The sequence below is a fragment of the Bacillus sp. FJAT-45066 genome, from assembly GCF_002335755.1.
Classification (GTDB): domain Bacteria; phylum Bacillota; class Bacilli; order Bacillales; family Bacillaceae_I; genus Bacillus_CD; species Bacillus_CD alkalisoli.
On the sequence record NZ_NISQ01000001.1, the window covers coordinates 2,939,630 to 2,957,026 of the forward strand.

Here is a 17,397-nt window from a genome sequence, read left to right on the forward strand (position 1 = left end):
GTAATCTACCTCCTTACTCTATTATTTCTTCTTGTTCGCTACAGTACGACGAGGACCTTTACGTGTACGAGCATTGTTCTTAGTGTTTTGACCACGAACTGGTAAACCACGACGGTGGCGTAAACCACGGAAGCAACCAATTTCGATTAAACGTTTAATGTTTAGAGAAACTTCACGACGAAGGTCTCCTTCTACTTTAATACGGTCGATAACTTCACGGATTTTAGATAATTCATCTTCCGTTAAGTCACGAACACGAGTATCTTCTGAAACACCAGCTTCTGCTAATACTTTTTGAGCTGTAGCTTTACCGATACCAAAAACATAAGTTAAAGATATAACAACGCGCTTGTCGCGAGGAATATCAACACCAGCAATACGTGCCATTCATGCGCACCTCCCTCAAATTATCCTTGTTTTTGTTTATGTTTAGGGTTTTCACAGATAACCATTACTTTTCCTCTTCTACGAATAACTTTACATTTTTCGCAGATCGGCTTTACAGATGGTCTCACTTTCATCTTATCTTACCTCCTTAGTAGTACGGAGTGCTGAAATTAGGGTTCTATTTGAAACGATACGTAATTCTACCGCGTGTTAAATCATAAGGAGAAAGTTCCACTGTTACTTTATCTCCAGGTAGTATACGAATAAAATGCATACGAATTTTACCCGATACGTGAGCTAAAACAGAATGACCATTTTCCAACTCAACTTTAAACATCGCATTCGGTAATGTCTCAACGACCGTACCTTCCACTTCAATTACATCGTCTTTAGCCATTAATTAAGTTCTCCCTTCTTCAAATCAGTAACATGTTCGTTGACAAACTTTGTTAAGGCAAATCGCATTTTTCCATTTGTCACACGACCAGTTTCGGTAATACTGTTCTGAACTTCTGGAGACACGTAATCAAAAAACTCCAAGTGATGAATGTTCTTTTTTTTAGGACGATCAAACTTACGCTTTTCTCCATCTGCTAATAATACGAAACGTTCATCTAGAATTTTTATAATTACGGCATACTGTCCGGCATCTCTGCCTTGAGTAATCAAAACAAATTGACCTACTTGAGGACTCGAATGTGATTCGATCAATCCATATCACCAACCTAGGCTTTTGTTAAGATCTCATAACCTGTTTCTGTTATAGCAACTGTGTGTTCAAAATGAGCACACATTTTCCCGTCAACAGTAACGACTGTCCAGTTATCTGCCAACGTTTTAACATAGCGACTTCCCGCATTCACCATTGGCTCTATTGCTAGAACCATACCTGGTTTTAAGCGAGGGCCTTTGTTAGGAGGGCCATAGTGTGGGATTTGTGGGTCTTCATGTAAGTCTTGACCAATACCATGCCCAACATACTCTCTTACAATTGAAAGATCGTGAGATTCCACAAAAGTTTGAATCGCATGAGAAATGTCAGATAACTTTGCACTTGGCTTTGCTTCATCAATCCCTTTATAAAGAGATTGTTCCGTAACTTCAAGTAGTCGCTTCGTATCTTCGGAAATAACTCCAACTGGATAAGTCCATGCCGAGTCTCCGTGGTAACCATTATACTTAGCACCAATATCTATGCTAATGATATCCCCTTCTTTTAAAACTCTCTCTCCGGGAATACCATGTACAAGTTCCTCATTAACAGAAGCACAGATGCTTCCGCGAAAACCATTATACCCTTTAAACGATGGAATTGCACCCGCCTTGTGGATAAAATCCTCAGCAAGTTTATCCAATTCTTTAGTCGTAATTCCAGGTACAATATGTTTTTGCAATTCTTTATGGGTTAAAGCAACAATCTTACCTGCTTCTCTCATGATGTCAAGTTCACGAGGAGTTTTGCAGATGATCATGAATGCTTCTCTCCAAGAAGAGTTACGATATCTTCGAATACTTCGTTAATATCTTTTTGGCCGTTAATATTCTTTAAGTAGCCTTTAGACTCGTAAAAATCTAATAACGGTTTAGATTGTTTAATATTTACCTCTAGGCGATTGCCAACCGTTTCAGCGTTATCATCCGCACGCTGATACAATTCGCCACCACATTTGTCACATACACCTTCCGTAGTTGGTGGATTAAACACTAGATGGTAAGTCGATCCACAATCTTTACAAATACGTCTACCAGTTAAACGTTCTAGAAGTATAGATGAGTCAACATCAATATTGATAACATAATCAATTTTACGTTCTAGCTGTCCCATTAACTGTTCTAAAGCATCAGCTTGAGGAACTGTCCTTGGAAAACCATCTAAAAGGAATCCGTTTTTGCAATCATCTTTTTCTAATCTTTCACGAACGATACCGATAGTAACTTCGTCTGGAACAAGTTGACCTTGATCCATGAAAGATTTTGCTTTTAGACCTAGTTCGGTTCCTTCCTTCATTGCAGTACGAAACATATCTCCTGTTGAGATATGAGGGATGTTGTATTTCTCAACGATACGTTCTGCTTGAGTACCTTTACCAGCACCTGGAAGTCCCATTAGAACTAAATTCATGTTAATGCCCCCTCAAATCTTATGAAGCTTTGGGATAGAATCTATCCCAATACTTCATTACTTAATGAATCCTTTATAGTGTCGCTTCACTAACTGGCTTTCTAGTGTTTTCATCGTTTCTAGGGCAACCCCTACAACGATCAGTAGACCAGTTCCGCCAATTTGTACAGCAGGTGGTAGATCCGCTATAGCCATAAAGATTACAGGAAGAATAGATATAGCTGCTAAGAAGATAGAACCAACAAATGTAAGTCGGTAAAGAATTTTTGTTAAAAATCCTTGTGTATCTAATCCAGGTCTAATTCCTGGGATGTATCCACCTTGTTTCTTTAAGTTTTCTGCCATTTGTTCAGGGTTCACTTGAACAAATGTGTAGAAATAAGTAAAGGCGATGATTAACGCAACATACACAAGCATTCCAACTGGTTTTGTATAATCAAAAGTCGCTTGAATCCATTGAGTAGTGCTAGTATCACCGAAGAATGACGCTATTGTTGGTGGTGTAATAATAAATGAAACCGCAAAGATTACTGGGATAACCCCGGCAGCGTTCACCTTTAATGGAATATGAGTTGAATGTCCTCCAACAGGGTTTCTTCCAGCTAGTTGCTTCGCATACTGAACAGGAATTTTACGTAACGCTTGTTGAATGAAAATAACTCCCACAATTACAGCCAAAATAGCTAATCCAATTAACGCTACGATTACAAGGTTTAGGAAAAGAGCTTCTCCCGCATCTTGAATCTTTTGTGCATATATTTGGTTAATGCCATTAGGTATTGCAGCTACGATACCAGCGAAGATAAGAATAGAAATACCATTCCCAACTCCGTTAGAAGTAATTTGCTCACCTAACCACATTAGAAAAGCAGTTCCTGCAGTAAGTACAATTGCGATAACTAAGTATGTTGTAAAACCAGGATTATTAATTAATTGACCACCCATTAAATTATTAAACCCGATAGACATACCAATAGCTTGGATGAAACCAAGCACAATTGTGAAATACCTAGTGAACTGGGCAAGCTTTCTACGACCTACTTCACCTTGCTTTGACCATTCAGTAAACTTCGGAACAACATCCATCTGTAAAAGTTGAACGATGATGGAAGCTGTAATGTAAGGCATAACGCCCATTGCAAAAATGGAGAAGTTTTCAAGAGCCCCACCACCGAATGTATTTAGGATTCCAAATACATTCATCTCGTCTGAAAATTTAAGAATATCAGCATTCACTCCAGGTACTGGAATGAATGTACCGATACGGAATATTACTAACATTATAAGGGTGAAGACTATTTTATTTCTAATGTCACCCACGCGCATAAAATTGGAGAATGTCTGGAACATTAAATCACCTCAACTGATCCGCCAGCTGCTTCGATCGCTTCTTTGGCTGATGAAGAGAACTTGTGAGCACGAACAGTTAGCTTTTTCTCGATAGAACCGTTACCTAATACTTTAAGACCAGCGTTTAATTTGCTAACTAAACCTGTTTCTATAAGTAATTCAGGTGTTACTTCTGTACCATCTTCAAAGCGATTTAAAGCATCAAGGTTGATGATTGCGTACTCTTTACGATGAATGTTTGTAAATCCACGTTTTGGTAAACGTTGGAATAGAGGTGTTTGACCACCTTCGAATCCTGGACGTACGCCACCGCCTGAGCGAGCATTTTGACCTTTATGACCTTTACCAGAAGTTTTACCGTTACCAGAACCAGTACCGCGACCTACGCGATTACGGACTTTACGGGAACCTTCTGCTGGTTTTAACTCATGAAGTTTCATTGTGGCACCTCCTTATATTATAAACGAAACAATTATTTATTGCTCTTTCACAGTAACAAGGTGAGATACCTTGTTAATCATTCCACGGATAGCTACGTTATCCTCGTGGATAACTGTTTGATGCATTTTTTTCAAACCAAGTGTAGCAACAGTTACACGTTGGTCTTGTGGACGACCGATTACACTGCGAGTGAGGGTGATTTCTAATTTGTTTGTCATTTGATTTCCCTCCTTATCCTAACAGTTCTTCTACCGTTTTACCACGCAATTTAGCAACGTCTTCTGCACGTTTTAATTGCTTTAATCCGTCGATTGTAGCACGAATCATGTTAATTGGTGTGTTAGATCCTAAAGATTTAGAAAGGATGTCTTGAACACCAGCTAATTCTAGTACAGCACGAACTGGTCCACCAGCGATAACCCCAGTACCCTCAGAAGCAGGTTTTAATAGGATTTCACCAGAACCAAATTCACCTAGTACTTGGTGTGGAATTGATGTACCAACGATAGGTACAGCAACTAAATTCTTTTTCGCATCTTCAATAGCTTTGCGAATCGCTTCTGGTACTTCTTGAGCTTTACCAGTACCGAAACCTACGTTGCCGTTTTTGTCACCTACTACTACTAGAGCAGCAAAGCGGAAACGACGTCCACCTTTTACTACTTTCGCAACGCGGTTAACCGTAACAACGCGTTCTTCAAGTTCTAATTTGTTTGAATCAATACGACGCATCAGTGTCCCTCCTTTGTCTATTAAAATTCTAAGCCAGACTCACGTGCAGCATCTGCTAATGCTTTTACACGTCCATGATATAAATAACCACCGCGGTCGAATACTACGGATTTAACTCCCTTTTCAATCGCACGTTTTGCAACTAATTCTCCAACTAGTTTTGCAGCATCAACGTTGCTTCCACTCTCAACAGAAACTTCTTTATCAAGTGTAGATGCACTTGCAATTGTTACTGCATTTATATCATCAATAACTTGAGCATAAATGTTTTGGTTTGAGCGGAAAACGTTTAAACGTGGACGAGTAGCCGTTCCTGATAATTTAGCACGAACACGAGCATGTCTTTTCTTACGAGTAGAGTTTTTATCAGGTTTAATAATCATCTAACAGTCACTCCTTTCTTCCTATTAAGCGGTATTACTTCGCAGTTTTACCTTCTTTACGACGAACAAATTCGCCTTCGTAACGAATACCTTTACCTTTGTAAGGCTCTGGTGGACGAACATCACGAATGTTAGCTGCTAAAGCACCAACACGTTCTTTGTCGATTCCTTTAATAAGGATCTTTGTATTTGCTGGAACATCAATTTCAATACCTTGTTCAGGAGTAATCTCTACAGGATGAGAGTATCCAACGTTTAGAACAAGCTTGTCACCTTGCTTTGTAGCACGGTATCCAACCCCGATAAGTTCTAATCCTCTCTCGAAACCTTTCGTTACACCTTCTACCATGTTAGATAAAAGAGCGCGTGTTGTACCATGTAAAGCACGGTGCTCTTTGTTATCAGTAGGACGAGAAACAGTTAGTGTGTTCTCTTCTAAGCTGATAGTAATATCTTGGTTAAATGTACGAGTTAATTCACCTTTAGGTCCTTTAACTGTTACTGTGTTGTTATCGTTAGTGATAGTAACACCAGCAGGAACCTCGATAATTTTTTTACCTACGCGTGACATATAGTTGCACCTCCGTTCATTTCAAAAAATTATTACCAAACGTATGCTAATACTTCTCCACCAGTTTGCTTTTGACGAGCTTCTTTATCAGTGACAACACCTTGAGAAGTAGAGATGATCGCAATACCTAAACCATTAAGTACACGAGGTACTTCGTTAGCTTTAGCGTAAACACGTAAACCAGGCTTACTAATACGCTTTAAACCAGTGATTACGCGCTCATTGTTCGCACCGTATTTTAAGAAAATACGAATGATACCTTGTTTGTTATCTTCAATAAGTTCTACATCACGGATGAAACCTTCACGCTTTAAGATGTCAGCAACTTCCTTCTTCATTTTTGAAGCAGGAATTTCAAGCTTCTCGTGACGTACCATGTTCGCATTGCGGATGCGAGTAAGCATATCTGCAATAGGATCTGTCATAACCATTTAATTTACCTCCTTCCCAATTATCGGGTTTTACCAACTTGCTTTTTTAACGCCAGGAATTTGGCCTTTATAAGCTAATTCACGGAAACAAATACGGCAAAGCTTAAATTTACGGATTACAGAGTGTGGACGTCCGCATCTCTCACAACGAGTATAAGCTTGCACGTTATGTTTCGGTGTACGTTTTTGTTTCGCAATCATTGATTTTTTAGCCACATTTTCGCCTCCCTTTTACCATTACCTTGGTATTATTTTTGGAATGGCATACCGAATGAAGTTAATAGTTCACGAGCTTCTTCATCAGTGTTAGCAGTCGTAACGATAACGATATCCATACCACGTACTTTATTTACTTTATCATAATCAATCTCAGGGAAAATAAGTTGTTCTTTCACACCTAGAGTGTAGTTTCCACGACCATCAAAAGATTTCTTAGAAACCCCACGGAAGTCACGTACACGTGGTAAAGAAACAGAAACTAATTTATCTAAGAATTCGTACATACGCTCACCGCGTAATGTAACTTTTGCACCGATTGGCATTCCTTCACGAAGACGGAAACCAGCGATAGATTTTTTAGCTCTAGTAACTACTGGCTTTTGACCAGTGATTTGTCCTAGTTCTTCAACAGCGTTGTCTAATGCTTTTGCGTTAGCTACTGCATCACCAACACCCATGTTGATAACGATTTTCTCAAGCTTAGGAGCTTGCATTACAGATTTATAGTTAAACTTGCCCACAAGAGCAGGAATGATTTCTTGTTGATATTTTTCTTTTAGGCGGTTCATCTAAAGTACCTCCTTTCTTACTAATTATTTATCTAATTGTTCACCTGATTTTTTTGCAACACGTACTTTTTGACCGTCTAATACCTTGTATCCTACTCGAGTTGGTTCACCAGACTTAGGATCTAAAGGCATAACGTTTGATACATGAATAGGTGCCTCTTGGCTAATGATCCCACCTTGTGGGTTAGCTTGAGATGGCTTTGAGTGTTTTTTTACAATGTTAACACCTTCAACAAGTACTCGGTCTTTTTTAGGGAAAGCTTGAAGAATTACTCCTTGCTTACCTTTGTCTTTACCAGAGATAACTTGGACTTTATCACCTTTTTTTACATGCATCCTTTTGCACCTCCTTGGAAAACAAAACTTTGTTCTATTAGATAACTTCTGGAGCTAAAGAAACAATCTTCATGTAGTTGTTGTCACGTAATTCACGAGCAACAGGTCCGAAGATACGAGTTCCACGTGGACTCTTATCATCTTTAATAATTACACATGCGTTCTCATCAAAACGGATATATGAACCATCCGTACGACGAACTCCACGTTTTGTACGTACAACTACCGCTCTAACAACGTCGCCTTTTTTAACAACGCCTCCTGGTGTTGCTTGTTTCACAGTACATACGATAACATCACCGATGTTAGCATAGCGACGACCAGATCCACCTAGAACTTTAATCGTAAGTACTTCACGAGCACCTGAGTTGTCAGCAACTTTTAAACGACTTTCTTGTTGAATCATACTTGGTACCTCCCTTCGGATTATTTATATCCGAACTTTATATATTAGATAATTACAGCTTTTTGTACTACCTCTACTAGACGGAAACGTTTCGTCGCTGATAATGGACGAGTTTCCATGATTTTCACGATGTCGCCTATTTTAGCAAGACCGTTTTCATCATGTGCTTTGTACTTTTTAGAGTACTTTACACGTTTACCGTAAAGTGGGTGAGTTTTGTAAGTTTCCACTAGTACAGTGATTGTTTTGTCCATTTTGTCAGAAACAACACGGCCTTGGTATACCTTACGTTGGTTACGTTCACTCATTCCCGCGAACCTCCTCTTCATTATTTATTAGAAGCGATCTCTCTCTCGCGAATAACAGTTTTCATACGAGCGATTGACTTACGCACTTCGCGAATACGAGTAGTGTTTTCTAATTGTCCAGTCGCTAATTGAAAGCGTAGGTTGAATAATTCTTCTTTTAAAGATTTCACTTTTTGTTCAATCTCAGCAGTGGTTAGATCACGGATATCATTAGCTTTCATTAGATTCACCACCAATTTCTTCACGTTTTACGAACTTACATTTTACAGGTAACTTGTGAGCTGCTAAGCGTAATGCTTCGCGTGCCACCTCTTCAGATACACCAGAAATTTCAAACATAACTTTTCCTGGTTTAACAACAGCTACCCATCCCTCAGGAGCACCTTTACCGGATCCCATACGTACCTCTAATGGTTTAGCAGTATATGGTTTTGAGGGGAAAATTTTAATCCAAACTTTACCGCCACGTTTCATGTAACGAGTCATAGCACGACGTGCAGCCTCGATTTGACGATTCGTGATCCAAGACGCTTCAAGAGATTGTAAACCGAACTCTCCGAAGTGTACTTCAGTACCGCCTTTAGCTTTTCCGCGCATCTTTCCACGGTGTTCGCGACGATATTTAACGCGTTTTGGCATTAACATAATTATTTTCCTCCTTCCTCAGTTTTCTTCTTCGTAGGAAGGACCTCTCCACGGTAGATCCATACTTTCACACCTAATTTACCGTAAGTTGTATCAGCTTCTGCTGTACCATAGTCAATATCAGCGCGAAGTGTATGAAGTGGAACTGTACCTTCACTGTAATGTTCAGAACGAGCGATGTCTGCTCCGCCTAAACGACCAGATACCATTGTTTTGATACCTTTCGCACCAGCACGCATAGCACGTTGAATAACTTGCTTTTGTGCACGACGGAAAGATACACGATTCTCTAATTGACGAGCAATGTTATCTGCAACTAACTTAGCGTCTAAGTCAGCTCTCTTAATTTCTAAAATGTTGATGTGTACACGTTTACCAGTTAACTGGTTTAAAGCTTTACGTAAAGCTTCAACTTCTGTACCACCTTTACCAATAACCATACCAGGTTTTGCAGTATGAACAGTTACATTTAAGCGGTTTGCCGCACGCTCGATTTCTACTTTAGAAACTGACGCGTCATGTAAACGTTTTGCAATGTATTCACGGACTTTGATATCTTCATGTAACAGAGTAGCGTAATCTTTCTCTGCGTACCACTTAGACTCCCAGTCACGGATGATTCCTACACGAAGACCGATCGGATTTACCTTTTGACCCACGGATTATCCCTCCTTCTTTTCTGATACCACGATTGTAATGTGGCTAGTACGTTTGTTAATTTGGCTTGCTCTACCCATAGCTCGTGGACGGAAACGTTTTAAAGTTGGACCTTCGTTAACGTATGCTTCCGTTACTAATAAGTTATTAGCATCCATCTCATAGTTGTGCTCTGCGTTTGCAACAGCGGATTTTAGAACCTTTTCGATGATTGGAGAAGCTGCTTTAGGAGTTAACATTAAAATTGATAAAGCTTCACCAACTTGCTTTCCTCGAATTAAATCCATAACTAGACGTGCTTTACGAGGAGCAATACGAACTGTTCTTGCAACAGCTTTAGCTTGCATGTAAATGCCTCCCCTCTAATTAGCGTTTTGTTTTCTTATCATCATTAGCGTGACCTTTGTAAGTACGAGATGGAGCGAATTCTCCAAGCTTGTGACCTACCATATCTTCTGTCACGAATACTGGTACGTGTTTGCGACCATCATAAACAGCGATCGTGTGACCGATGAACTGTGGGAATATAGTAGAACGACGAGACCAAGTTTTTACAACTTGTTTTCCATTCGTTTCATTTAATTGTTCAACTTTCTTGATTAAATGATCATCTACAAAAGGCCCTTTTTTTAAGCTACGACCCATTTGGAAACCTCCCTTCGTGATTGCTCTACGGTTCCTGTGAACCGTAGTACAACCCCGTTATTTTTTACGACGACGAACGATGAATTTATCAGACTTGTTTTTCTTCTTACGAGTTTTGAATCCAAGAGTTGGTTTACCCCAAGGAGTCATTGGTGATTTACGTCCGATTGGTGAGCGTCCTTCACCACCACCGTGTGGGTGATCGTTAGGGTTCATTACAGAACCACGAACTGTTGGGCGGATACCTAACCAACGAGAACGTCCAGCTTTACCAATGTTAATTAATTCGTGTTGTTCGTTACCTACTTGACCTACAGTTGCACGACAAGTAGAAAGAATCATACGAACCTCACCAGAGTTTAAGCGAACTAGTACATATTTACCTTCTTTACCAAGTACTTGCGCAGAAGTACCAGCAGAACGTACTAATTGTCCACCCTTACCAGGTTTTAATTCGATATTGTGGATTACTGTACCAACTGGAATGTTAATTAGTGGTAAAGCATTACCAACTTTAATATCTGCTTCTGGACCAGACATTACAGTTAAACCTACTTCTAAGTTTTTAGGAGCAAGAATGTAACGTTTTTCTCCATCCGCATAGTTAATTAATGCGATGTTTGCAGAACGGTTTGGATCATACTCTATTGTAGCAACGCGTCCTGGTATACCATCTTTATCGCGTTTGAAATCGATGACACGGTATTGACGTTTGTGTCCACCACCTTGGTGACGAACTGTCAATTTACCTTGATTATTACGACCACCTTTTCTCTTAAGAGGTTGTAGTAATGACTTTTCTGGTTTGTCTGTAGTAATCTCAGCGAAATCAGAAACTGTCATTCCACGACGTCCGTTAGAGGTCGGTTTGTACTTTTTAATCGCCATCTTGTTTCCCTCCTTCTTGTTGAATTATTTTTTTATTTATTAAACTTCGAAGAATTCAATCTCTTTGCTATCAGTAGTAAGTGTTACGATAGCTTTTCTACGACGGTTAGTTAATCCGCTGTAACGACCTACACGACGGAATTTACCTTTATAGTTCATGATGTTAACTTTTTCAACTTTTACGCCAAAGATTGCTTCAACAGCGTCTTTTACTTCAGTTTTATTAGATTTAACATCAACTTCGAATGTATATTTCTTCTCTGCCATTAAGTCAGTAGAACGCTCAGTAATCACGGGGCGCTTAAGAACATCACGATGATCTCTCATTATGCAAGCACCTCCTCTAATTTTTGAACAGCGTCTTTCGTAAAGATTACTTTGTCATGGTTTACAACGTCTAATACGTTCACTCCATTTGCAGATACTACAGTTACACCAGGAATGTTACGCGCTGATAATTCAACGTTTTCAATTGCGTCACCAGTAACGATTAATGCTTTACGGTCAACGTTTAATCCTTTTAATACAGAAATCATTTCTTTTGTTTTTGGAGCATCAAAAGTAATTCCTTCTAATACTAAGAATTCGTTTTCTAATACTTTAGATGATAATGCAGATTTGATAGCTAAGCGACGAACCTTTTTAGGAAGTTTGTAGCTGTAGCTTCTTGGTGTAGGACCGAATACGATACCACCACCACGCCATTGTGGAGAACGGATTGAACCTTGACGAGCACGACCTGTACCTTTTTGTTTCCAAGGCTTACGTCCACCGCCCGCAACTTCCGAACGTCCTTTTACTTTGTGAGTTCCTTGACGTTGAGATGCTCTTTGCATCATGATAGCGTCAAATAATACAGCATTGTTTGGTTCAATACCGAACACAGTATCATTTAACTCGATTTCGCCAACTTGAGAACCTGTTTGGTTGTATAATGCTACTTTAGGCATTTGTAGTTCCTCCTTTCCTGTTCAATTACTTAGCTTTAACAGCAGCTTTAACTGTGATTAATGCTTTTTTAGGACCTGGTACGTTACCTTTAACTAATAATAAGTTACGTTCAGTGTCTACACTAACGATTTCAAGGTTTTGGATAGTAATGCGATCTCCACCCATACGTCCAGGTAATAATTTACCTTTGAATACACGGTTTGGAGCTACAGGACCCATCGAACCAACGCGACGGTGATAACGAGAACCATGAGACATTGGACCACGAGATTGTCCATGACGCTTAATAGCACCTTGGAAACCTTTACCCTTTGATACTCCAGTTACGTCTACCGCATCGCCTTTTGCGAAAATATCAACTTTGACTTCTTGACCAACTTCGTACCCTTCTAAGCCATCAATCTCACGAATGAAGCGCTTAGGTGTTGTACTAGCTTTTGTTGCATGACCTTGTTCAGGTTTGTTTGATAACTTTTCACGCTTATCTTCAAAACCTAATTGAATAGCTACATATCCATCAGTTTCAACTGTTTTCTTTTGAAGTACTACGTTTGGAGCAGCTTCGATAACAGTTACCGGGATAAGATCACCGTTTTCAGCGAAAACTTGAGTCATACCGATTTTTCTTCCTAAGATTCCTTTGGTCATAAGTCACACCTCCTAATAATATAAGTATTTATTCATTAAAGTTTAATTTCAATGTCTACACCAGACGGTAAGTCTAAACGCATTAACGAATCTACAGTTTGTGGTGTAGGGTTTACGATATCGATTAAGCGCTTATGTGTGCGCATTTCAAATTGCTCACGAGAATCTTTGTATTTGTGTACCGCACGTAAGATTGTGTAAACAGATCTTTCTGTCGGTAATGGAATTGGACCAGATACAGTTGCACCAGAACGTTTTGCAGTTTCAACGATCTTTTCAGCTGATTGATCTAAAATTCTGTGATCATAAGCTTTTAAACGAATACGAATTTTTTCTTTTGCCATTATTTTCCCTCCTTCTTTCGCCTATATTTACTCATAGACATTCTCCGCGGAAATTAACCTGCACACTCGCCATGGCAAAGCGGCCGGGTGTGTCAGCAACCTTCCGTTTCATCGCAAGTCAAAGACCAACATTATAAATTATACATGATGTTTTAACATAATGCAAATGTTTTTTTAATGTAACTGTGAGCACTTAATTATTATAACTACATCGTGGTAAGAATGCAACCTAAGTTGTATTAGATTTATGCAATCATTTATTTCCAGTTTGGGTTTTAATGTTTTTGCACTGATAACGCTTGGATTTATATAGAGAAGATTAAAGTTCGATTAATTTATAATTGAGTGATTTTCATAAAGTACAATTACTAAACGAAAAACGATTATAAACCTATTCATTATTATAATTAACGTTATATATCGAACGTTATTTAATTATAATTAACAGAACATTCGTTTTTCACTAAACGAACAGCAATTATGAAATTGATTCAATTACTAGTTGTTTGTATTAAAATCGAGTTCCTTCTATATAAATATATGTAAACAAATATACTAATTAAGTTAGCTTATGAACTTCTATTCGAGTTATAGATTAAAAGTCTAATTCCTGGGAGAGTTTTACTTACTATGTATTATTAATATACTTGTAACACTATATATAGCTTTTGATTCACTTTAGATCTTTTATAATATACTCTGGGGACTTTGTGCAAAATCTTATTGGTTTGATGATACACCTCACATGCTTCTGGATACATGTTATGCTTTTACGCTACCTCAAACTTTTATATTCAGCAGTATATTTTCAATAATTTGAGAGATATTAAATATTCATATAAAAAAAGCTGACGTGTAAACACGTCAGCTTTTTTAAACAAAAATTACTCTTGAATTGTAGCTACTACTCCAGCACCTACAGTACGTCCACCCTCACGGATAGAGAACTTAGTACCTTCTTCGATAGCGATTGGAGCAATTAGTTCAACAGTCATCTCGATGTTGTCACCAGGCATAACCATTTCTACGCCTTCAGGTAAGTTACAAATACCAGTTACGTCAGTTGTACGGAAGTAGAACTGAGGACGGTAGTTTGTGAAGAATGGAGTATGACGTCCACCTTCTTCTTTAGATAAAACGTAAACTTCAGCTTTGAACTTTGTGTGTGGAGTAATTGTACCAGGCTTAGCTAATACTTGTCCACGTTGGATGTCGTCACGAGCAACTCCACGAAGAAGTGCACCGATGTTGTCTCCAGCTTCAGCATAGTCAAGAAGCTTACGGAACATTTCTACTCCAGTTACTGTAGTAGATTTAGGCTCTTCAGTTAAACCGATGATGTCGATAACGTCACCAACTTTAACTTGTCCACGCTCAACACGTCCTGTAGCAACTGTACCACGACCTGTGATTGAGAATACGTCCTCAACTGGCATCATGAATGGCTTTTCAGTGTCACGAGCAGGAGTTGGAATGTACTCATCTACAGCGTTCATTAATTCAACGATTTTCTCTTCCCACTCAGCATTTCCTTCAAGAGCTTTAAGAGCAGAACCTTTGATTACAGGGATGTCGTCTCCAGGGAAATCGTACTCAGATAATAAGTCACGTACTTCCATTTCAACTAATTCTAATAATTCTTCGTCGTCTACCATGTCACACTTGTTCATGAATACAACAAGGTAAGGTACACCTACTTGACGAGATAAAAGAATGTGCTCACGAGTTTGTGGCATTGGACCATCAGCAGCAGATACTACTAAGATTCCGCCGTCCATTTGAGCAGCACCAGTGATCATGTTTTTAACATAGTCAGCATGTCCTGGGCAGTCAACGTGTGCATAGTGACGGTTTTCAGTTTCGTACTCAACGTGAGCTGTAGAAATAGTGATTCCACGCTCTCTTTCTTCTGGAGCTGCGTCGATCATGTCATAAGCCATTGCAGCACCTTTACCACTACGCTTAGCAAGAACAGTAGTGATTGCAGCTGTTAAAGTTGTTTTACCATGGTCAACGTGTCCGATTGTACCGATATTAGCATGAGTCTTGGATCTATCGAATTTTTCTTTACCCATTAGTATATCCTCCTTGAATTTCAATGAAATTTTTATTTTATATGAGATGGTAATAAATAGAACCACTTATTACCCTACATACTATTTATAAAACAAGTTTAGGCGAAAATCAATTATTCACCTTTATTTTTTTTGATGATTTCTTCTGAAATCGATTTAGGTACTTCTTCGTAGTGGTCAAAGTGCATTGTAAATACTCCGCGACCTTGAGTGTTTGAGCGTAATGCAGTTGCATATCCGAACATTTCAGATAGTGGAACCATAGAGCGAACAACTTGAGCGTTACCGCGTGCTTCCATACCTTCTACACGTCCACGACGAGATGTAATACCACCCATGATATCACCCATGTACTCTTCAGGAGTTACTACTTCAACTTTCATAACTGGCTCTAAAATTACTGGGTTACATTTTGATACTGCGTTTTTAAGTGCTAAAGAAGCAGCTACTTTGAACGCCATCTCACTTGAGTCAACATCATGGTAAGAACCATCTACTAATGCAGCTTTAACATCGATTAATGGGTAACCAGCTAATACACCGTTTGCCATTGAGTCTTCTAGACCAGCTTGTACAGCAGGAACGTATTCACGTGGTACTACACCACCAACGATTTTGTTTTCAAACTCAAAACCTTTTCCTTCTTCGTTCGGTTCAAATTCGATCCAAACGTGTCCGAATTGCCCACGACCACCAGATTGACGAGCGAATTTACCTTCTACTCGAGCAGATCCACGGAACGTTTCACGGTATGCTACTTGAGGAGCACCAACGTTTGCTTCTACTTTGAACTCACGCTTCATACGATCAACTAGGATGTCTAGGTGAAGCTCACCCATACCTGCGATGATTGTTTGACCCGTTTCTTGGTCAGTATGTGCACGGAAAGTAGGATCTTCTTCTTGTAGTTTTTGTAATGCAGTAGTCATTTTGTCTTGGTCTGCTTTAGATTTTGGTTCAACTGATAACTGGATAACCGGCTCAGGGAATTCCATAGACTCAAGAATAACTTGGTTTTTGTCATCACAAAGCGTGTCACCAGTAGTAGTGTCTTTTAATCCAACTGCAGCAGCGATATCACCAGCATAAACAACAGGAATCTCTTCACGGCTGTTTGCATGCATTTGCAGGATACGTCCTACACGCTCACGCTTACCTTTAGATGAGTTAATTACATAAGAACCTGAGTTTAATGTACCTGAGTACACACGGAAAAACGTTAACTTACCAACATAAGGGTCAGTCATAACTTTGAATGCTAGTGCAGCGAACGGTGCCTCATCACTAGATTCACGGATAATTTCTTCCTCCGTATCAGGAACGATACCTTTAATTGAAGGTACATCAGTTGGCGCAGGTAAGTAATCAATTACCGCGTCAAGCATTAATTGTACCCCTTTATTTTTGAATGCAGAACCACAGATTACAGGGTAGAATTCAACGTTACATGTACCTTTACGGATTGCAGCTTTGATTTCTTCCTTTGTAAGTTCTTCACCCTCTAAATATTTCATCATTAACTCTTCGTCTAATTCAGCAACAGCTTCAATTAAGCTATTACGGTACTCTTCTGCTTGCTCTTTGTATTCATCAGGAATTTCAACCGCATCAGAACGAGTACCTAAGTCATCTTCGTAGAAGTATGCTACGTTTTCAACTAGGTCAATGATACCTTCGAACTGGTCTTCTGCACCAATTGGAAGTTGAATCGGGTGTGCGTTGGCTTGAAGACGATCATGGATTGTACCTACAGAGTATAAGAAATCTGCACCGATTTTGTCCATTTTGTTAACGAACACGACACGTGGTACCCCGTAAGTTGTAGCTTGGCGCCAAACTGTTTCAGTTTGAGGCTCAACACCAGATTGTGCATCAAGTACTGCTACAGCTCCATCAAGTACACGCAGAGAACGTTCTACTTCAACAGTGAAGTCTACGTGTCCTGGTGTATCGATAATGTTTACACGGTGTCCTTTCCATTGAGCTGTTGTAGCAGCAGAAGTGATAGTAATACCACGTTCTTGCTCTTGCTCCATCCAGTCCATTTGAGAAGCACCTTCATGTGTTTCACCAATTTTGTGAATACGTCCAGTGTAGAATAAAACACGCTCAGTTGTAGTTGTTTTACCAGCATCGATGTGAGCCATGATACCGATATTACGCGTGTTATTCAAGGAGAACTCTCTTGCCATTTGGGTATTTCTCCTTCCTATTTAAGTATCGTTTTATAATTACATCTAAAACTGCTATGTAGCTACATAACAGTTTTAGATGGTATGTTATCCTACC

General features: G+C 39.3%; 30 protein-coding genes. All 30 read right to left on the reverse strand.

The features are described from left to right. Nucleotides 1–21 precede the first annotated feature (21 nt). Nucleotides 22–387 (reverse strand): 30S ribosomal protein S13, encoded by a 366-nt coding sequence (gene rpsM, locus CDZ92_RS14835; protein WP_096155950.1) that lies wholly within the window; start codon nucleotides 385–387, stop codon nucleotides 22–24. A 20-nt stretch (nucleotides 388–407) separates the two neighbouring features. Then, nucleotides 408–521 carry a 50S ribosomal protein L36 gene (rpmJ, locus tag CDZ92_RS14840; RefSeq protein WP_000868344.1) on the reverse strand — a complete coding sequence of 38 codons (114 nt, stop codon included), beginning with the start codon at nucleotides 519–521 and terminating at the stop codon, nucleotides 408–410. 44 nt (nucleotides 522–565) lie between these two features. Beyond that, the gene (gene infA, locus CDZ92_RS14845) at nucleotides 566–784 is read right to left on the reverse strand and encodes a translation initiation factor IF-1 (protein WP_096155951.1); all 219 of its coding nucleotides are present in this window, start codon (nucleotides 782–784) and stop codon (nucleotides 566–568) included. Further along, complete coding sequence (locus CDZ92_RS14850; RefSeq protein ID WP_096155953.1) at nucleotides 784–1,098, reverse strand: KOW motif-containing protein; 315 nt, start codon at nucleotides 1,096–1,098, stop codon at nucleotides 784–786. Before CDZ92_RS14850 ends, infA begins: the two co-directional genes overlap by 1 nt. 14 nt (nucleotides 1,099–1,112) lie before the next feature. Beyond that, nucleotides 1,113–1,859 (reverse strand): type I methionyl aminopeptidase, encoded by a 747-nt coding sequence (map, locus tag CDZ92_RS14855; protein WP_096155954.1) that lies wholly within the window; start codon nucleotides 1,857–1,859, stop codon nucleotides 1,113–1,115. Continuing rightward, nucleotides 1,856–2,509, reverse strand: coding sequence for an adenylate kinase (locus tag CDZ92_RS14860; RefSeq protein ID WP_096155955.1), 654 nt, complete (start codon nucleotides 2,507–2,509; stop codon nucleotides 1,856–1,858). Before CDZ92_RS14860 ends, map begins: the two co-directional genes overlap by 4 nt. A 57-nt stretch (nucleotides 2,510–2,566) precedes the next feature. Further along, entirely contained in the window at nucleotides 2,567–3,859 is a 1,293-nt protein-coding gene (secY, locus tag CDZ92_RS14865) for a preprotein translocase subunit SecY (RefSeq protein WP_096155956.1), read from the reverse strand. Continuing rightward, nucleotides 3,859–4,299 (reverse strand): 50S ribosomal protein L15, encoded by a 441-nt coding sequence (rplO, locus tag CDZ92_RS14870; protein ID WP_096155958.1) that lies wholly within the window; start codon nucleotides 4,297–4,299, stop codon nucleotides 3,859–3,861. The genes secY and rplO overlap by 1 nt, the downstream gene beginning before the upstream one ends. A gap of 36 nt (nucleotides 4,300–4,335) precedes the next feature. Beyond that, nucleotides 4,336–4,518 carry a 50S ribosomal protein L30 gene (rpmD, locus tag CDZ92_RS14875; protein ID WP_096155959.1) on the reverse strand — a complete coding sequence of 61 codons (183 nt, stop codon included), beginning with the start codon at nucleotides 4,516–4,518 and terminating at the stop codon, nucleotides 4,336–4,338. A 13-nt stretch (nucleotides 4,519–4,531) separates the two neighbouring features. Continuing rightward, nucleotides 4,532–5,032, reverse strand: coding sequence for a 30S ribosomal protein S5 (rpsE, locus tag CDZ92_RS14880; RefSeq protein ID WP_096155961.1), 501 nt, complete (start codon nucleotides 5,030–5,032; stop codon nucleotides 4,532–4,534). A 20-nt stretch (nucleotides 5,033–5,052) separates the two neighbouring features. Continuing rightward, nucleotides 5,053–5,415 (reverse strand): 50S ribosomal protein L18, encoded by a 363-nt coding sequence (rplR, locus tag CDZ92_RS14885; protein ID WP_096155962.1) that lies wholly within the window; start codon nucleotides 5,413–5,415, stop codon nucleotides 5,053–5,055. 34 nt (nucleotides 5,416–5,449) lie between these two features. Further along, a complete protein-coding gene (rplF, locus tag CDZ92_RS14890; protein ID WP_096155963.1) occupies nucleotides 5,450–5,986 on the reverse strand; it encodes a 50S ribosomal protein L6 in 537 nt (178 codons plus the stop codon). A 32-nt stretch (nucleotides 5,987–6,018) separates the two neighbouring features. Continuing rightward, the gene (gene rpsH / locus CDZ92_RS14895) at nucleotides 6,019–6,417 is read right to left on the reverse strand and encodes a 30S ribosomal protein S8 (RefSeq protein ID WP_096155964.1); all 399 of its coding nucleotides are present in this window, start codon (nucleotides 6,415–6,417) and stop codon (nucleotides 6,019–6,021) included. A gap of 30 nt (nucleotides 6,418–6,447) precedes the next feature. Next, nucleotides 6,448–6,633 (reverse strand): type Z 30S ribosomal protein S14, encoded by a 186-nt coding sequence (locus CDZ92_RS14900; RefSeq protein WP_010191505.1) that lies wholly within the window; start codon nucleotides 6,631–6,633, stop codon nucleotides 6,448–6,450. 32 nt (nucleotides 6,634–6,665) lie between these two features. Next, nucleotides 6,666–7,205, reverse strand: a complete 540-nt coding sequence (gene rplE / locus CDZ92_RS14905; protein ID WP_096155965.1) for a 50S ribosomal protein L5 — start codon at nucleotides 7,203–7,205, stop codon at nucleotides 6,666–6,668. A gap of 24 nt (nucleotides 7,206–7,229) precedes the next feature. Then, nucleotides 7,230–7,541: a 50S ribosomal protein L24 gene (rplX, locus tag CDZ92_RS14910; protein WP_096155966.1), complete on the reverse strand. Its 312-nt coding sequence runs from the start codon at nucleotides 7,539–7,541 to the stop codon at nucleotides 7,230–7,232. Between the two features lie 37 nt (nucleotides 7,542–7,578). Beyond that, nucleotides 7,579–7,947 (reverse strand): 50S ribosomal protein L14, encoded by a 369-nt coding sequence (gene rplN, locus CDZ92_RS14915; RefSeq protein ID WP_096155967.1) that lies wholly within the window; start codon nucleotides 7,945–7,947, stop codon nucleotides 7,579–7,581. A gap of 44 nt (nucleotides 7,948–7,991) precedes the next feature. Next, nucleotides 7,992–8,255, reverse strand: a complete 264-nt coding sequence (gene rpsQ / locus CDZ92_RS14920; protein WP_096155968.1) for a 30S ribosomal protein S17 — start codon at nucleotides 8,253–8,255, stop codon at nucleotides 7,992–7,994. A gap of 20 nt (nucleotides 8,256–8,275) precedes the next feature. Next, nucleotides 8,276–8,476: a 50S ribosomal protein L29 gene (rpmC, locus tag CDZ92_RS14925; protein ID WP_096155969.1), complete on the reverse strand. Its 201-nt coding sequence runs from the start codon at nucleotides 8,474–8,476 to the stop codon at nucleotides 8,276–8,278. Beyond that, nucleotides 8,466–8,900 (reverse strand): 50S ribosomal protein L16, encoded by a 435-nt coding sequence (gene rplP, locus CDZ92_RS14930; protein ID WP_096155970.1) that lies wholly within the window; start codon nucleotides 8,898–8,900, stop codon nucleotides 8,466–8,468. Before rplP ends, rpmC begins: the two co-directional genes overlap by 11 nt. 2 nt (nucleotides 8,901–8,902) lie before the next feature. Continuing rightward, nucleotides 8,903–9,559, reverse strand: coding sequence for a 30S ribosomal protein S3 (gene rpsC, locus CDZ92_RS14935; RefSeq protein WP_096155971.1), 657 nt, complete (start codon nucleotides 9,557–9,559; stop codon nucleotides 8,903–8,905). Nucleotides 9,560–9,562: 3 nt separating this feature from the next. Continuing rightward, a complete protein-coding gene (gene rplV / locus CDZ92_RS14940; protein ID WP_096155972.1) occupies nucleotides 9,563–9,904 on the reverse strand; it encodes a 50S ribosomal protein L22 in 342 nt (113 codons plus the stop codon). 19 nt (nucleotides 9,905–9,923) lie between these two features. Continuing rightward, a complete protein-coding gene (gene rpsS, locus CDZ92_RS14945; protein WP_096155973.1) occupies nucleotides 9,924–10,202 on the reverse strand; it encodes a 30S ribosomal protein S19 in 279 nt (92 codons plus the stop codon). Nucleotides 10,203–10,259: 57 nt separating this feature from the next. Continuing rightward, a complete protein-coding gene (gene rplB, locus CDZ92_RS14950) occupies nucleotides 10,260–11,090 on the reverse strand; it encodes a 50S ribosomal protein L2 (RefSeq protein ID WP_096155974.1) in 831 nt (276 codons plus the stop codon). 39 nt (nucleotides 11,091–11,129) lie between these two features. Then, nucleotides 11,130–11,417 (reverse strand): 50S ribosomal protein L23, encoded by a 288-nt coding sequence (gene rplW, locus CDZ92_RS14955; RefSeq protein WP_096155975.1) that lies wholly within the window; start codon nucleotides 11,415–11,417, stop codon nucleotides 11,130–11,132. After that, complete coding sequence (gene rplD, locus CDZ92_RS14960) at nucleotides 11,417–12,040, reverse strand: 50S ribosomal protein L4 (protein WP_096155976.1); 624 nt, start codon at nucleotides 12,038–12,040, stop codon at nucleotides 11,417–11,419. The genes rplW and rplD overlap by 1 nt, the downstream gene beginning before the upstream one ends. A 25-nt stretch (nucleotides 12,041–12,065) precedes the next feature. Further along, complete coding sequence (gene rplC / locus CDZ92_RS14965) at nucleotides 12,066–12,689, reverse strand: 50S ribosomal protein L3 (protein ID WP_096155977.1); 624 nt, start codon at nucleotides 12,687–12,689, stop codon at nucleotides 12,066–12,068. A gap of 35 nt (nucleotides 12,690–12,724) precedes the next feature. After that, the gene (rpsJ, locus tag CDZ92_RS14970) at nucleotides 12,725–13,033 is read right to left on the reverse strand and encodes a 30S ribosomal protein S10 (RefSeq protein ID WP_096155978.1); all 309 of its coding nucleotides are present in this window, start codon (nucleotides 13,031–13,033) and stop codon (nucleotides 12,725–12,727) included. An 884-nt stretch (nucleotides 13,034–13,917) separates the two neighbouring features. Beyond that, entirely contained in the window at nucleotides 13,918–15,108 is a 1,191-nt protein-coding gene (gene tuf, locus CDZ92_RS14975) for an elongation factor Tu (RefSeq protein WP_096155979.1), read from the reverse strand. A 113-nt stretch (nucleotides 15,109–15,221) separates the two neighbouring features. Further along, nucleotides 15,222–17,300 (reverse strand): elongation factor G, encoded by a 2,079-nt coding sequence (gene fusA / locus CDZ92_RS14980; RefSeq protein WP_096155980.1) that lies wholly within the window; start codon nucleotides 17,298–17,300, stop codon nucleotides 15,222–15,224. Nucleotides 17,301–17,397 lie beyond the last annotated feature (97 nt).

Coding starts and splice junctions, on each gene's coding strand:
- rpsM (WP_096155950.1), bottom strand. CDS start 387: ATGGCACGTATTGCTGGTGTTGATATTCCTCGCGACAAGCGCGTTGTT.
- rpmJ (WP_000868344.1), bottom strand. CDS start 521: ATGAAAGTGAGACCATCTGTAAAGCCGATCTGCGAAAAATGTAAAGTT.
- infA (WP_096155951.1), bottom strand. CDS start 784: ATGGCTAAAGACGATGTAATTGAAGTGGAAGGTACGGTCGTTGAGACA.
- map (WP_096155954.1), bottom strand. CDS start 1,859: ATGATCATCTGCAAAACTCCTCGTGAACTTGACATCATGAGAGAAGCA.
- CDZ92_RS14860 (WP_096155955.1), bottom strand. CDS start 2,509: ATGAATTTAGTTCTAATGGGACTTCCAGGTGCTGGTAAAGGTACTCAA.
- secY (WP_096155956.1), bottom strand. CDS start 3,859: ATGTTCCAGACATTCTCCAATTTTATGCGCGTGGGTGACATTAGAAAT.
- rplO (WP_096155958.1), bottom strand. CDS start 4,299: ATGAAACTTCATGAGTTAAAACCAGCAGAAGGTTCCCGTAAAGTCCGT.
- rpmD (WP_096155959.1), bottom strand. CDS start 4,518: ATGACAAACAAATTAGAAATCACCCTCACTCGCAGTGTAATCGGTCGT.
- rpsE (WP_096155961.1), bottom strand. CDS start 5,032: ATGCGTCGTATTGATTCAAACAAATTAGAACTTGAAGAACGCGTTGTT.
- rplR (WP_096155962.1), bottom strand. CDS start 5,415: ATGATTATTAAACCTGATAAAAACTCTACTCGTAAGAAAAGACATGCT.
- rplF (WP_096155963.1), bottom strand. CDS start 5,986: ATGTCACGCGTAGGTAAAAAAATTATCGAGGTTCCTGCTGGTGTTACT.
- rpsH (WP_096155964.1), bottom strand. CDS start 6,417: ATGGTTATGACAGATCCTATTGCAGATATGCTTACTCGCATCCGCAAT.
- rplE (WP_096155965.1), bottom strand. CDS start 7,205: ATGAACCGCCTAAAAGAAAAATATCAACAAGAAATCATTCCTGCTCTT.
- rplX (WP_096155966.1), bottom strand. CDS start 7,541: ATGCATGTAAAAAAAGGTGATAAAGTCCAAGTTATCTCTGGTAAAGAC.
- rplN (WP_096155967.1), bottom strand. CDS start 7,947: ATGATTCAACAAGAAAGTCGTTTAAAAGTTGCTGACAACTCAGGTGCT.
- rpsQ (WP_096155968.1), bottom strand. CDS start 8,255: ATGAGTGAACGTAACCAACGTAAGGTATACCAAGGCCGTGTTGTTTCT.
- rpmC (WP_096155969.1), bottom strand. CDS start 8,476: ATGAAAGCTAATGATATCCGTGATCTAACCACTGCTGAGATTGAACAA.
- rplP (WP_096155970.1), bottom strand. CDS start 8,900: ATGTTAATGCCAAAACGCGTTAAATATCGTCGCGAACACCGTGGAAAG.
- rplV (WP_096155972.1), bottom strand. CDS start 9,904: ATGCAAGCTAAAGCTGTTGCAAGAACAGTTCGTATTGCTCCTCGTAAA.
- rpsS (WP_096155973.1), bottom strand. CDS start 10,202: ATGGGTCGTAGCTTAAAAAAAGGGCCTTTTGTAGATGATCATTTAATC.
- rplB (WP_096155974.1), bottom strand. CDS start 11,090: ATGGCGATTAAAAAGTACAAACCGACCTCTAACGGACGTCGTGGAATG.
- rplW (WP_096155975.1), bottom strand. CDS start 11,417: ATGAGAGATCATCGTGATGTTCTTAAGCGCCCCGTGATTACTGAGCGT.
- rplD (WP_096155976.1), bottom strand. CDS start 12,040: ATGCCTAAAGTAGCATTATACAACCAAACAGGTTCTCAAGTTGGCGAA.
- rplC (WP_096155977.1), bottom strand. CDS start 12,689: ATGACCAAAGGAATCTTAGGAAGAAAAATCGGTATGACTCAAGTTTTC.
- rpsJ (WP_096155978.1), bottom strand. CDS start 13,033: ATGGCAAAAGAAAAAATTCGTATTCGTTTAAAAGCTTATGATCACAGA.
- tuf (WP_096155979.1), bottom strand. CDS start 15,108: ATGGGTAAAGAAAAATTCGATAGATCCAAGACTCATGCTAATATCGGT.
- fusA (WP_096155980.1), bottom strand. CDS start 17,300: ATGGCAAGAGAGTTCTCCTTGAATAACACGCGTAATATCGGTATCATG.